12 protein-coding genes are annotated in these 13,174 nt (G+C 70.8%); 4 read left to right on the top strand and 8 right to left on the bottom strand.

All coding sequences use genetic code 11. The annotated features are described in order from the left end of the window. Window positions 1–14 precede the first annotated feature (14 nt). The 4 genes from G7071_RS01050 to G7071_RS01065 form a co-directional block, all read right to left on the bottom strand. Window positions 15–1,250 carry an HNH endonuclease signature motif containing protein gene (locus tag G7071_RS01050; protein ID WP_166313874.1) on the bottom strand — a complete coding sequence of 412 codons (1,236 nt, stop codon included), beginning with the start codon at window positions 1,248–1,250 and terminating at the stop codon, window positions 15–17. Window positions 1,251–1,596: 346 nt separating this feature from the next. Beyond that, entirely contained in the window at window positions 1,597–3,096 is a 1,500-nt protein-coding gene (locus G7071_RS01055; protein WP_166313876.1) for a S8 family serine peptidase, read from the bottom strand. A 95-nt stretch (window positions 3,097–3,191) separates the two neighbouring features. Beyond that, window positions 3,192–3,617, bottom strand: coding sequence for a DUF309 domain-containing protein (locus G7071_RS01060; protein WP_166313878.1), 426 nt, complete (start codon window positions 3,615–3,617; stop codon window positions 3,192–3,194). A 13-nt stretch (window positions 3,618–3,630) separates the two neighbouring features. Further along, a complete protein-coding gene (locus tag G7071_RS01065; protein ID WP_166313880.1) occupies window positions 3,631–4,224 on the bottom strand; it encodes an MOSC domain-containing protein in 594 nt (197 codons plus the stop codon). Window positions 4,225–4,287: 63 nt separating this feature from the next. Between G7071_RS01065 and G7071_RS01070 the strand changes: the two genes are divergently transcribed. Together G7071_RS01070 and G7071_RS01075 are read left to right on the top strand one after the other, a co-directional pair. After that, window positions 4,288–5,622: an ABC1 kinase family protein gene (locus G7071_RS01070; RefSeq protein WP_166313882.1), complete on the top strand. Its 1,335-nt coding sequence runs from the start codon at window positions 4,288–4,290 to the stop codon at window positions 5,620–5,622. A gap of 56 nt (window positions 5,623–5,678) precedes the next feature. Next, entirely contained in the window at window positions 5,679–6,077 is a 399-nt protein-coding gene (locus G7071_RS01075) for a nuclear transport factor 2 family protein (protein ID WP_166313884.1), read from the top strand. Between the two features lie 3 nt (window positions 6,078–6,080). Here the strand turns inward: G7071_RS01075 and G7071_RS01080 are convergent, their stop codons facing one another. Both G7071_RS01080 and G7071_RS01085 read right to left on the bottom strand, forming a co-directional pair. After that, entirely contained in the window at window positions 6,081–8,114 is a 2,034-nt protein-coding gene (locus G7071_RS01080) for a vWA domain-containing protein (RefSeq protein ID WP_166313886.1), read from the bottom strand. Between the two features lie 12 nt (window positions 8,115–8,126). Further along, a complete protein-coding gene (locus tag G7071_RS01085) occupies window positions 8,127–9,497 on the bottom strand; it encodes a sigma 54-interacting transcriptional regulator (RefSeq protein WP_166320856.1) in 1,371 nt (456 codons plus the stop codon). A gap of 162 nt (window positions 9,498–9,659) precedes the next feature. Between G7071_RS01085 and G7071_RS01090 the strand changes: the two genes are divergently transcribed. After that, entirely contained in the window at window positions 9,660–10,097 is a 438-nt protein-coding gene (locus tag G7071_RS01090) for a pyridoxamine 5'-phosphate oxidase family protein (protein WP_166313888.1), read from the top strand. Window positions 10,098–10,142: 45 nt separating this feature from the next. Then, window positions 10,143–11,714, top strand: a complete 1,572-nt coding sequence (locus G7071_RS01095) for a GAF domain-containing sensor histidine kinase (protein ID WP_166313890.1) — start codon at window positions 10,143–10,145, stop codon at window positions 11,712–11,714. Between the two features lie 106 nt (window positions 11,715–11,820). Here G7071_RS01095 and G7071_RS01100 read toward each other — a convergent pair whose 3' ends face one another. Both G7071_RS01100 and G7071_RS01105 read right to left on the bottom strand, forming a co-directional pair. Continuing rightward, a complete protein-coding gene (locus G7071_RS01100) occupies window positions 11,821–12,408 on the bottom strand; it encodes a hypothetical protein (RefSeq protein ID WP_166313892.1) in 588 nt (195 codons plus the stop codon). Window positions 12,409–12,521: 113 nt separating this feature from the next. Next, the gene (locus tag G7071_RS01105; RefSeq protein ID WP_166320857.1) at window positions 12,522–13,160 is read right to left on the bottom strand and encodes a response regulator; all 639 of its coding nucleotides are present in this window, start codon (window positions 13,158–13,160) and stop codon (window positions 12,522–12,524) included. Window positions 13,161–13,174: the final 14 nt, after the last annotated feature.

The raw sequence follows: 13,174 nt of genomic DNA on the forward strand, positions 1-13,174 counted from the left end.
ACCCGTGCGCCTTCCTACGTCCGCCGGTGGAACCTGAGATCCCCGTTGGGCAGACGGTCGTGCAGATAGCGGTCGTCGTGGGCCAGGTGATGGTGGTGGCTGCAGAGAAGCACTGCATTGGACAGGTCGGTCGCGCCTCCCCGGCTCCACGCGTGCAGATGGTGTGCCTCGGCCCAGTCGGCGGGGATGTCGCACCCGACTGCCCGGCAGCGCTTGTCGCGGAACGCGAGGGCTCGGCGTTGCGCCGCGGTGAAGAGCCGCTGGGCGCGACCGAGGTCGAGGATCTGCGACTTCGCGCCCAGCACGACCGGGACGATCTTGGCAGTGCAGGCCAGCCTGCGCGCCTGGCCAGCGGTGATCCGGCCGTCGGAGCCGGTGGTGGCGACGCCGAGGCCGCTCAGCAGCTCCTCGAGCGGGATGGTCACCAGCACCGTGGTGGCCGTGCCGCCATGAGCGGGCAGCGCCGCCGGGTCGAGCTGCTCGAGCAGCGCGCAGAAGGCGTGCCCCAGGCGCGTGGCATAGGGCACCTCGCGCATCGCGTCGGTGTGTCCCGGCGACCCGTCGGGCCGGCGCGGGTTGGTGATCGCGTGGAGATAGGTCGTGAGTCGGTCGACGGACGCCTCGGGCATGCGGATGCGGATGGTCGCCGTGCCGTCTCCGTGGGACTGGGTGGTGAGCCGGGTGGTCTGGCGGGCACGCCGCTCCTCCTCCTCTAGCTGACGGCGCTCGTGGTCCTCACCCACCTCCGGGGCGACTACGTCGAGGATGCGGCGCCCCAGCACCCGCAGAGCTCGCGGCGCGTATGTCGATGCGTGCCCGACCAGGACCTGCTCAGCGCGCGCCAACACCTCCACCCCCACGTCGTCGGGCAGCGCGTCGAGAGCCCGCGCGATCGTGTCTGCCTGCTCGGTCGAGACCTCTCCGGCGCGATGGGCAGCGGCCACCACTGACCAGCGTTGGTCGAGCGCCTGCGCCAGGGCCATCGTGCGGCGCGCCATCCCCCGGTCGACTCGGGCGGCGTGCTGCAGCCACGTCCCGATGTCGCGGGCGCCGGACTTCTCTGCCACGTCGCCAGCCACCGCCAGCAGACGCAGCCGAGTAGCGGCGATCCTGGTCTCGAGCCTCATGAGCGCCCGCAAGGACTCGGCCTTCTCATCCGGTGATAGCCACAGGAACTCGATCCCGTCCATCCGGTCCAGCGCCGTGTCGATCTCACGCTCGCACTCGCGAACCAGTGATCGTGTCGTCATCCGGCTGGCCTCCGATCGCGGTGGGGAGTGTCACCACCGGCCCGGGATCGGTTGCGGTGGGTTCCCCGAGGCTTTGTCGGGCTGCGCCAGTCCGACACGCGTGAGCCGTTCGGCGTCCGGGGCACATCCGGTTCTCTGCGTGTCTCCTGCCCCTTCTCCAGGGACGGGTGCCAGTACCCTTCAATCGTACACCTGTTCGAACGCTCTACACAAGCCCGCTTCCCCACAATCTCCCCCTCGCGCCCACCACTCCCGCCCTTGTGTGGGCGCGGCTGGTGAGGGAGGAGGCCGACGACAGGTGAGCGGACCGCTGCTCCCCGTGAAGCACTTCGCCGCCAGTGAGGGCCTAGCGCCTCTTCTTCCCCACCGTCAGCGCGTGGACGCAGGTCAGCGCCGCCTTGGTGTCCACCATCCCGACCCCGGAGTGGATGTCGAAGCCAGGAGTCATCATGTCGACGGCAGTCGACGTCAGGCACTGCTTCACCTCGACCGGGGTCGCCTGCGGGTTGGCCTCGAGCATGAGCGCAGTGACACCCGCGACGTGGGGCGACGACATCGACGTGCCGGAGATGCAGAAGTAGCCGGGCTGCTGGATCTCCGCACACTCGGTGAGCGGGGCCAGCACGGACGGGGACAGGGCGGCCATGATCGTGTCGCCCGGCGCCACCACGTCGACCTGCGGTCCGGTGCCGTCGGCCGCGCCACGGCTCGAGAAGTCGGTGATCTCCTGCCCGGGCACACATCCCGAGGAGTCGACCGACTTGCACGCCGCGCCCACGAGGACTGCCCCGTTGGCCGCGTCGTGGTAGCCGCCGATCGTCCCCGGCTCGGGGCCGTCGTTGCCGGCGGAGAAGACGACGTGCACGCCGTTGTCCACCACGGTGGCGATCATCGCCGACATCGCGTCGAAGTCGGTCGGCTCACCGCAGTCGAGGCCCAGGCAGTTGGGCTCGGTCGGGAGGAGGCCCCAGGAGTTCTGCGTGATGTCGATGCCGCTCTCCTCGCGGTGGCGGATCGTCCAGTCGAACGCCGCGAGCGCGGCCTCCTCCCAGTCGATGTCGTCGACGATGCCGAAGCCGGGAGTCGCCACCCGCATGGAGATGAAGTCGACGCCGGGCGCGACGCCGGCCAGGTCGGGACCGCCCTGCGACTCGGAGAGGCTGCCGTCGCCGCCGACGGTGCTGGCGACGTGGGTGCCGTGCCCGATCTCGTCCTGCAGCGCCAACGCCCCGGTGGACTCGGCATAGGCATCCCACTGGGCAGCCGTGAAGCCCGCCTGCTGGGCCGCCTCGGCATAGGAGAAGTTCAGTCCCTTGACCACGCGGTCGCCGAAGTCGGGATGGCCGGCGAAGATGCCGGAGTCGAGCACGGCCACGGTCACGCCATCGCCCGTCACGCCCGGGCGAGTGCCGGTGACCCGCTTCCCGCCGACCCGCGTCGTGTAGGCCGAGGGCTCCTCGACACCGATCGCGTTGATCTGCTCCTTGGAGGCATACAGGTGGGACACCAGCCGGCGCTGGGGCTCGACGGCGACGACACCAGGGAGCGCGCCGAGGAGGTCCACCACGGGCAGCTCGGCAGTCACGGCCACGGCTCCGATGGTCGGCAGCTCGACCGCACGTTCGACACCGAGGTCCCGCAGCGCGCTGAGCGTGCCACCCGGGATCACCTCGCCCTCGAACGCCACGATGACCTTGCCGAGCCCGGCCTCGTCGGTCGGCCACGAGGGCACCTCGACCGCTGGCAGCTCGGGACTCGCGCCGGCGGACACCGGCACCATGGGCGCAGTGGCCGCGGTCACGAGGACGGCAACAAGAGCCGCAAGTCGTCGGGTGGATCGCAACATCGTGGTCAACCTCCGCAGTGAGTCGTCAGAAGGTCAAACGAGTCGCGGGTCCGCGGGTTATCCCACCGGCAGGCGGCCGCCGTCGACGGGTCGGCTCAGTCGCCCCGCACCCGACTTCGCACGCACTCGACCAGCGCGCTGAGGTCGAGGCCGTACGTCGACCCGGAGCCCACCGCATACGACTCCAGCCGGCCCGCGGCGCGCTCGACGAGCCTCGCCGCGCCGACCGCGTTGCCGCGGGCGTGATGGGTGAGGCCGACGCACAGCTGCGCGAGTCCCTGCCACAGCGCGCGCTCCTCCTCGGGGCACGACTTCCAGCGGACCTCGAGGGCCTCATGAGCGGCGAACGGGCGTCCGTCGTCGAGCAGGCTGCGGGCATAGGCCAGCGTCGCCTCGGGTGACAGCGGCTCCTCGGAGATGGGCTCGACACCTGCGGCGCCGTAGGGCAACGGCCGCCCGAGCTTGTCGCGGGGTCGCGCCTGCTCGGCCCGGCCCTGCTCGTTGCGATCGCGGTCAGCCATGTGGTCGGTCCTCCTAGACCGGCGCCAGGGGCGTGTGCGGCGTGTCGGGAAGCGTCACGACGATGCCCCGGCCCGGCACGACGTCGCCGCCGTGCTCGACGACCGCCATCACGCCGGCCTTGCGGATGACCGGCGTGCTCGCGGCCGCGGGCGAGGCCGTCGAGGGAGCGGGCTGGTCGGTGGGGGTCCCGTCGGCGCGGGCCAGCACGACCCTGAGGAGCCCTGCCCTGAACGTGTTGATCTGGGAGCACGGGTTGCGCAGACCGGTCAGTCGGACGACGGGGCCGCCGAGGTCGAGCAGCGTCCCCGCCGGCAGCCCGAGGATGTCGATCCCAGCCGTGAGGATGTTCTCCCCCAGGTCGCCCGGCCCGAGCTCGTAGCCCATCGTGCGTGCGTCCTCGAAGACCTCGGAGTGCAGGAGGTGCACCTGCCGCAGGTTGGGCTGGTTGGGGTCACGGCGCACGCGCGAGCGGTGCTGGACCAGCGTGCCGGCGTGGGCGTCGCCCAGCACCCCGAGACCGGCGACGAGCGTGATCGACTCGACCGGGACCTTGCTGAACCGGTGCGTCTCGTCCCGGCTGACGGCGACGACGTGGGGTGCGGGCACCCGGCCATCCTGCCGCACGGCGCGGATACACCACGGTGCCCACCCATCGGCGACACTGGCAGCATGACCGAGCTCCCCCGCAAGGCCATCTCCCGCAGCGCCCGTCTGGCCGCGCTGCCCCTGGGGTATGCCGGGCGCACGGCCCTGGGCTTCGGCAAGCGCCTCGGCGGCGCGCCGGCCGAGGCGGTCCTGACCGAGGTCCAGCAGCGGACGGCCGAACAGCTCTTCCGCACCCTGGGCGAGCTCAAGGGCGGGGCGATGAAGTTCGGTCAGGCGCTGAGCGTGCTCGAGGCGGCGCTGCCCGAGGAGCTCGTGGCGCCATACCGCGAGAACCTCAACAAGCTGCAGGACGATGCGCCACCCATGCCCACGCAGACGGTGCGCGAGCAGCTGGCGATCGAGCTCGGACCCGACTGGCAGGAACAGCTCGTCTGGCTCGACGGCGGGCCCACCGCCGCAGCCAGCATCGGCCAGGTCCACAAGGGCCGGTGGCACGACGGGCGCGACGTGGCGGTCAAGGTGCAATATCCCGGGGCCGGCGAGGCCCTCATGAGCGACCTGCGCCAGCTCGCCCGCGTGGCGCGCGGCGTGGCCCCGGTGTTCCCCGGCATCGACATCAAGCCGCTGGTGGCCGAGCTCCAGGCCCGCGCCGCCGAGGAGCTCGACTACTCCCTCGAGGCCCAGGCCCAGCGAGCCTTCGCCAAGGCCTTCCGTGACGACCCGGACTTCGTCATCCCCGACGTGGTGGCCCACGGCGGCACGGTGCTGATCACCGAGTGGCTCGAGTCGCCACACTCCCTGGCCCACGCCATCCGCGTCGGGACCCAGGAGGAGCGCGACCACTACGGCGAGCTGCTCACGCGCTTCCTGTTCACCGGCCCCGCCCGCACCGGCATGTTGCACGCCGACCCCCACCCGGGGAACTTCAGGCTGATCCCGGACCCCGACGGCGGGCCCGGTCGACTCGGCATCCTCGACTTCGGGGCCGTCGCCCGGCTGCCCGAACAGCACCTCCCGGAGGCGATGGGACGGCTGATCCGCATCGCCCGCGACGCCGACGTCGACGAGCTGGTCGCCGGTCTGCGCGCGGAGGGCTTCATCAAGCCCCAGATGAAGGTGGACCCGGTGCTGGTGCTCGACTACCTCGGCCCGTTCATCGAGCCGGCGAGCGTCGAGCGCTTCCAGTTCACCCGCGAGTGGATGCGCACCCAGTTCGAGCGCGTCAACAACCCCCGCGACCCTGCCTTCACCGTGGCGACCAAGCTCAATCTCCCCGCCGGCTATCTCCTGATCCACCGCACCTGGCTCGGCGGCCTCGGCCTGCTCAGCCAGCTGGAGGCAGAAGCCCCGTTCCGCCGGCTCATGGAGGAGCACCTCCCGGGCTTCGCTGACGCCTGAGGCTCGCGCACCGCGGTCCTGACCCTCACGGGCCCGGACGTGGCACCATCCCGGGCATGGACTCAGCCGCCGCCCTTGCCCGCTGGCACGACGTCGTCTCGCGCCGCGATGCGGGCGGACTGCCCGCCCTGCTGGCCGAGGACGCAGTCTTCCGCAGCCCGGCCGTGCACACGCCCCAGGAGGGCCGGGAGACCGTCGTGGGCTATCTCACCGCCGCCTTCGTCGTCCTCGGACCCCGCCTCACCTATGAGCGGGAGTGGCTGGGTCCGGACTCGGCCGTGCTGCAGTTCCGCACCAGCGTCGGCGGACTCGACGTGAGCGGCGTCGACATGATCACGTGGGACGCCGACGGGCAGATCGTCGACTTCACGGTGATGATCCGCCCCCTGAAGGCGCTCAACACCGTCGTCGAGCACATGGGTGCCGAGCTGATGCGGATGCTCGCCGAAGGCTGAGGCTCAGCCCACCCAGAACCCGCGGCCGCCCGCCCAGCCGCCGAAGTGGTCGCGGTACGTCGACGCCGACCGGTCACCGAGATAGGACCCGACGACAGCAGCTCCCAGGTCGTCGAGCTCGGGCGAGACCATCCGTCCGTCGACCCGGCGCGCCATCGACTCGATGAACCGCGCCAGCCCCGGATCGTCCCCGAGCCGGAAGAACGTCGTCTGCGCACCGAGTCGACGCGAACTGTCCAGCTCGCGCACCGTGTTGGCGATCGTCAGCGGATGGGGCGGGTAGGAGAACCACACCTGTCCGTCCGGCTCGAGGTGGCTGGTGGGCTCGCCGTCGGTGACGATGAGCAGCACGGGCTGGGCGTTGGGGTGCTTGCGGAAGTGGCGGTTGGCCAGCAGCAGCCCGTGGTGGAGGTTGGTGCCCTTGTCCCAGCGCGCGTCGAGACCGGTGAGCTGCTCGATCTCCATCACCCGCGCCTGGCGGCCGAAGGCGATCAGCTGGAGGTGGTCGCCCCGGAAGCGCGACCGGACCAGCTGGTGCAGCGCCAGGGCTGTGCGCTTCATCGGCACCCAACGGCCGTCCATCGCCATCGAGAAGGAGGTGTCGACGAGCAGGGCGACCGCCGCCTGCGTGCGTTCCTCGGTCTCCTGCACCTCGACGTCGTCGACGCGAATGCGCACGCCGGGGTTTCGTGACGGTCGCTGCGCGACCTCCTCGACCGCCGGCGACCCCGCCGTCCGCAACACCGCGTTGGTGATCGTCCGTGTGACGTCCCAGGGCTCGGTGGCGCCGTACTCCCACGCCTTCGTCGCCCCGGACAGCTCGCCCGCCGCGCCGGCACTGCGGTTCTCGCGTTGGCCCTGGCGTCCCGACATCCGGGTGGCGACGTCGCGCAGGAGCGCCTTGCCGAGCTCGCGCATGGCCTTGGGTGAAAGCCGCAGCTCCCCGTCGGAGCCACGCTTGAGATAGCCCGAGTCACGCAGGGCCTTCTCGAGCTCGGAGAGGGTCCGGGCGTCGACGGCGGCCTGGTCGCCGAGCTGCCGGGCGAGGGCGTCGAGGTCCAGGTCGTCCATGCGGGCGCCGCCATAGGACTGCGAGAGCTGCTCGCCCAGGGAGTCGAGCTCGGCGAGGTCCTGGAAGACCCCGGTGCCGTCCCCGAGCCCCAGCCCCTCGTCACCGCCGAAGCCCTCGGACCCACCCCAGTCGAGGTCGGGCCGCAAAGCCATGAGGTTGGCGTCCATTCGAGCCAGCTGCGCCATCAGCTGTGGCGAGCCGAAGGCCTGCTGCGAGAGCTCCATCAGCTCGGCCCGCTGCTCGGGCGTCATCGAGTTGAGCATCCGCTGGGCCGCGGCCGAGCGCTCCGCCAGGGCGTCCATCAGCTCGTCGATGTTCGAGGGGTTCTCCGGGAAGAAGTCACCGTGCTCGGACATGAAGTCGGCGAAGTCCTGGTCGGTGTCCTCGCCCCGAGCGTGCTTCTCCAGCAGGTCGTTGAGGTCGCCGAGCATCTTGTTGATGGCCTCGCGGTCCTCCTCGGTCGCGCCTGCCATCGCCTCCTTCATGCCGGCGAAGCGTTGGTCGAGCAGCTCGCGGCCGAGCAGGTCCTTGATCTCCTCATAGGCCTCGCGCGCCTCGGTCGAGGTCCAGTCATAGGCGGCCAGCTCGCTGACTGCCGCCGCCGTGGAGTCGGGCAGGCTGTCGAGCTGGAGCTCACGCAACGCCCGGTCGGTGTCATCGAGCACGACGTCGCGCGCCAGCTGTCCGCGCTCGGCCAGCACCGCCTTGTCGAGCAGCTCTCGCACCTGCTGCATCGTGCCGTCGAGGTTGTGCCGCTGGAGCAGCTCGCGCCGCTTGGCCGCGACCTGCCGGGCCAGGTCGTCGAGCCCCTGGTGTTCCTGCCCACCGCGGCGCAGGAACTCACGCATCGCGCGCTCGGGGCTGTAGCCGGCCATCACGTCCTGGCCGATCGCGTCCAGCGCCTCGGCGAGGTCGACGGGCGGGGCCAACGGGTCGCCGCCGTCGTACTTGCGGTAGCGGCTCACGGGTGGTCGACCTCAGCCATAGACCGTCTCCCGGCCGTCGGACTCCTTGCCGACCCTGCGGGCGAGATAGAGCCCCTCGAGCGCCAGCTCGATGGCGCAGGCGCGCTCCCCGTCGTTCTGTGCGCCGATCCGTTCGCCGATGTCGTCATAGACCTCGGACTCTCCGAGCACCGGCAGGCCGGACAGGAAGTCGCGAGCGGTGGTCTGCGCGCCGGTCGAGATGGTCGCCCCGTCCTCGATGGCCTCCACCAGGAGCGCGAGGTCGAGGCCGCGGAAGTGCTCGCGGACGGCCTCCGCGGTCGCCGTACGGAGCAGGTGGGTGAGGACCTCGCCCTCACGTCCCTCCTCGCCGGTCTCGAACTCGATCTTGCCGCCGAGCACCTCGACGGCCGTCTCGAGGTCGACGACGCGCGCGACCGCGACGTCCTCGCCGTTGACGGTCGCGCGGTGCAGCGCAGCGGCGGCGATCGTCTCGGCCCCGGCGATCGCGAACCGGGCGCTCACCCCGGAGCGCTGGTCGACGGCGCTGGAGCCGCGCAGGTTGCGGGTGAAGCGGGCCAGGATCTCGACCAGCACGTCGGGCACCTCGGCGACCAGGTGCGCCTCCTGCCGGATCACGGCGATCTCGTCGTCGATCTCGGTCGGGTAGTGGGTGCGGATCTCGGCGCCGAAGCGGTCCTTGAGCGGGGTGATGATGCGCCCGCGGTTGGTGTAGTCCTCGGGGTTGGCAGACGCCACGACGAGCACGTCGAGGGGCAGCCGCAGGACGTAGCCGCGGATCTGGATGTCGCGCTCCTCCATCACGTTGAGCATCGCCACCTGGATGCGCTCCGCGAGGTCGGGCAGCTCGTTGATCGACACGATCCCGCGGTGGGCGCGCGGGATCAGCCCGAAGTGGATCGTCTCCGGGTCGCCCAGCGAACGACCTTCGGCGACCTTCATCGGGTCGACGTCACCGATCAGGTCGGCCACGCTCGTGTCGGGGGTCGCCAGCTTCTCGGCATAGCGCTCGTCGCGGTGACGCCAGCTGATCGGCAGGTCGTCACCCTGGGTGGCGACGGCGCGCTTGGCGCCGTGGGTGATCGGGTCGAAGGGGTGCTCACCGAGCTCGGAGCCGGCGATCACCGGCGACCACTCGTCCAGCAGGCCCACCAACGAGCGCAGCAGCCTGGTCTTGCCCTGGCCGCGCTCGCCCAGCAGCACCACGTCGTGGCCGGCGATCAGGGCCCGCTCGAGCTGCGGGATGACGGTGTCGCTGAAGCCGTGGAGACCGGGCCAGGGGTCCTCCCCTGCCCGGAGCCGAGCGAGGAGGTTGGCGCGGATCTCGTCGCGGAGGGGCTTGAGCTCGTGTCCGGAGGCACGCAGCTCGCCGAGGGTGGCCATGGTCGGTGAGCCGGAGGTCTGGTTGGTCACGACGCCCACGCTAGACCCGGGGCCAAAGGCCGGTCGGGAGCAATGGACCGTCGACCCGGGACCAAGGGCCCTGCCGGGCAGTCGCGCCGCGGATGACGATGGAGGTCCACCACCACTTGAAGGGCCACGACGATGACTGAGCCGATGGAGCTGAGCAGGAGCGAGTGCGAGACGCTGCTGCGTCGAGGCGTGGTCGGTCGTGTCGCCATCGCGACCCCCGCCGGTCCCTACATCGTGCCCATCAACTACTCGGTGAGCGTCGGACACGTCGTCGTCTGCACGACGCCGTACAGCCTGCTGGGCAGTCAGGGCCGCGACCGTCTGGTCGCCTTCGAGGTCGACCACTTCGAGCATCCCCGGATGCGGGGCTGGAGCGTCGTCGTCCGCGGCCGCACCGAGGCCGTCGAGGACCACGAGGAGCTGCGTGCCCTCATGCGGGTCCTGCCCCGCCCGTGGGCGTCCGGCCACCGGTCCCTCTACCTCCGCATCCCCCTGGACGAGGTCACCGGTCGCCGCCTCGGCGCGGGGTGGGACCTCGAGGAGAACCTCCCGGTCCATCGCGCATTGTGAGCTCCGTGCGTGACCGCCACCGAGGTCCGCGTCACACTGTCCCTCGTGAGCACGCCCGAGGACCCCACGACCACGCCGCCCCTGACCGGGTCGGCCACCGCCCTTCTCGACGCGGTCTCGGCGATCGCCAGCGACCTCGACCTGACGAGCGTGCTGACCCGCATCGTCACCGCGGCCACCGAGCTCACCGACGCTGAGTACGGCGCGCTGGGCGTCCTGGGCCACGACGGCCGGCTGGTGGAGTTCATCACCACCGGGATCGACGAGGCGACGAGGGCGCTGATCGGCGACCTCCCCCACGGCGACGGCATCTTGGGAGTGATCATCTCCGAGCCCGAGGGGTTGCGCCTGGTGGACCTCTCCGCCCACCCGCGCTCGGTCGGCTTCCCCGCCAACCATCCCCCGATGAACACCTTCCTGGGGATGCCGGTGCGCATCCGCGGAACGGTCTTCGGCAACCTCTATCTCACCGAGAAGCGCGGCGGGCAGCCCTTCAGCGAGCAGGACGAGCTCCTCGTCGAGGCACTGGCCCGGGCTGCGGGGCTGGTCATCGACAACGCCCGCACCTACGGCCTCAGCGAGCGACGGCGGCGCTGGCTCGAGGCCACTGCCGAGATCGGGGTCGACCTCCAGCACGGCCAGGCCGCCCTCGACAACATCGTGGGCACGGCGCGCGCGGTCGCGGGCGCTCGAGCCGTGGTGCTGCTTGCCTCCGACCCGGCCGACGGCGACACGTTCGCAGCCGACCCGGCCGACCACGCTGCCGTGCGCGAGCTGGTCGACATGGTGCGCGACGACCCCACGCTCGACACCGTCTCGCCACTGCTCCGCCTTTCCGTGGGCGACCTCGAGGCGGTCGTCATCCCCGTCCGGGCTCACCTCGCGTCGGTCACCGCGCTCGCCGCGCTCTATGACCGGACGTCCCCGCTGGTCGACGCCGACGAGCGTGACCTGCTGGCGACCTTCGCCGACCAGGTGGCCCTGGCGCTCGACCGGGGCCAGGCCGTCGCGGACCGCCAGGAGCTTGCCCTGATCACCGACCGTGAGCGCATCGCCCGTGACCTCCACGACGTCGTGATCCAGCAGCTCTTCGCCGCCGGCCTGCAGCTCCAGGGGGTGGCGTTGATGGCCTCCAACCCGGAGGTCGCCCGCCGCATCGACGACGCGGTGTCCTCGCTCGACGAGACGATCAAGGCGATCCGCAGCACCATCTTCGAGCTCCAGCACAAGAACCGCACGTCCCTGCGCTCACAGGTCCGGGCGCTGGTGCGCGACTACGTCCCGGTGCTGGGCTTCAGCCCGACGGTGCGGACCAGTGGTCCCATCGACACCGCCGTCGACGACCGCAGGGCCGACCAGGTCCTCGCCGTGCTGCGCGAGGCCATCTCCAACGTCGCTCGCCACGCCCTCGCCGAGTCTGCAGAGATCGAGGTGCTGGTGAGCGCCGACGAGCTGGTGCTGCGGGCGGTCGACGACGGGATCGGGATGCCGTCCGACCCCCACGAGAGCGGGCTGCGCAACGCCCGGCGACGGGCCGCCGACCTCGGTGGAGCGCTGGAGGTGCTGGCGGGTGACGGGCGGGGCACCACGCTCGTATGGCGGGTCCCGCTCGCCTGACCGGGTCCCCCCGGCCGTGGGCCGCCACCCCCGCGACCTGTCGGACAGACACGAGAGACCCGCCCGGTGGACCGGGCGGGTCTTGGTGGATGGGTGACCGGTCAGGTCACTTCAGGATGGGGAACTTCTCCACGAGGGAGGTTCGTTGCCATACCCTGCCGAGGCCCCAGGTGGTGCCGGCTGCGCCGAGGGCGAGGACGACCATCACGATGACACCGATGAGGTGGTCGTCGACGACGGGGTTGTTCTCCAGGGGGAGGACTGCGGCGTACATGAATGCATACATCAGAGCGCCGGCCGCGGTGCCGATCTTCATGCCCACCCCGAGGATGAGCGTCAGGCCGATGCCGAGGAGACCGAGCATGAACAGCCAGTCGACGACTGCATATCCGGCCAGGCCGTTGAAGAAGCCCTTGAACGGGTTGTCGGCCGGGACCCCGAAGGTCAAGAACCCTTCGGTCGGGCTGCCACCGTTGATCCAGGCGGCGTCGCCGAACCGGTCGAGGTTGCCCTCCTGGTCATAGCCGGTGTGGAACCCCAGGGCGAAGGTCTTGTCGAGGAAGGCCCACAGGAAGGTGACCCCGAAGGCGATGCGCAGGACGGCAAGAGCCTTGTCGAACGCGGTGCTGGGCTCGGACGTCACAGTCGTGACGCCCTCACTGCTGATGGTGTGGTGACGCTGGATGACGGCCATGACGAACCCTTCTTTGCGAGTAGTGGTGCTTGTTTTCCTTTGCACCACAACTCTCGCCTGCCGCCCCCTGCCCAGGCAGGGGACGAGGTCCCTGCGCGAACCGCCGATGGTCCCTAGTTGCCGGGACCAAGCAGCTTGGAGGCGAGCACGGCGGCCTGCGTACGGCGCTCGACCCCAAGCTTGGCGAGGATGCTCGAGACGTAGTTCTTGACCGTCTTCTCGGCCAGGAACATCTGCTCGCCGATCTGACGGTTGGTCAGCCCCTCGGCGATGTAGGCCAACAGCTTCAGCTCCTGCTCGGTGAGCTCTGCCAGCTCCGGTGCGGTCGCCGGGCCGTTGCGCACCCGTTCGAGCACCTTCGCGGTCAGGGTGGGGTCGATGAGCGAGTTGCCGGCCGCCACCTGGCGGATCGCCGTGACGAGGTCGCTGCTGCGGATCTCCTTGAGGACATAGCCGGACGCGCCGGCCATGATCGCGGCGAACAGCGCCTCGTCGTCGTCGTAGGAGGTCAGGATCAGCGCCCGGATCTCCGGGTCGACCGATCGCACGGCGCGACACACCTCGATCCCGGACCCGTCGGGCAGGCGCCCGTCCAGCACGGCGACGTGTGGCTTGAGAGCGGGAATGCGGGCGATCGCCTCCACCGCCGACGCGGAGTCGCCCACCACCTCGATGTCGTCCTGCCGTTCGAGCAGGAAGCGCAGGCCCTCGCGGACCACGTCGTGGTCGTCGAGCAGGAAGACACGGATCATCTCAGTCACAGGTC

Source organism: Nocardioides piscis, assembly GCF_011300215.1.
Taxonomy (GTDB): domain Bacteria; phylum Actinomycetota; class Actinomycetes; order Propionibacteriales; family Nocardioidaceae; genus Nocardioides; species Nocardioides piscis.

Bases quoted from the DNA above. Each gene is read 5' to 3' on its own strand.
- G7071_RS01050 (WP_166313874.1), bottom strand. From the start codon at position 1,250: ATGACGACACGATCACTGGTTCGCGAGTGCGAGCGTGAGATCGACACG.
- G7071_RS01055 (WP_166313876.1), bottom strand. From the start codon at position 3,096: ATGTTGCGATCCACCCGACGACTTGCGGCTCTTGTTGCCGTCCTCGTG.
- G7071_RS01060 (WP_166313878.1), bottom strand. From the start codon at position 3,617: ATGGCTGACCGCGATCGCAACGAGCAGGGCCGGGCCGAGCAGGCGCGA.
- G7071_RS01070 (WP_166313882.1), top strand. From the start codon at position 4,288: ATGACCGAGCTCCCCCGCAAGGCCATCTCCCGCAGCGCCCGTCTGGCC.
- G7071_RS01075 (WP_166313884.1), top strand. From the start codon at position 5,679: ATGGACTCAGCCGCCGCCCTTGCCCGCTGGCACGACGTCGTCTCGCGC.
- G7071_RS01085 (WP_166320856.1), bottom strand. From the start codon at position 9,497: ATGGCCACCCTCGGCGAGCTGCGTGCCTCCGGACACGAGCTCAAGCCC.
- G7071_RS01090 (WP_166313888.1), top strand. From the start codon at position 9,660: ATGACTGAGCCGATGGAGCTGAGCAGGAGCGAGTGCGAGACGCTGCTG.
- G7071_RS01100 (WP_166313892.1), bottom strand. From the start codon at position 12,408: ATGGCCGTCATCCAGCGTCACCACACCATCAGCAGTGAGGGCGTCACG.
- G7071_RS01105 (WP_166320857.1), bottom strand. From the start codon at position 13,160: ATGATCCGTGTCTTCCTGCTCGACGACCACGACGTGGTCCGCGAGGGC.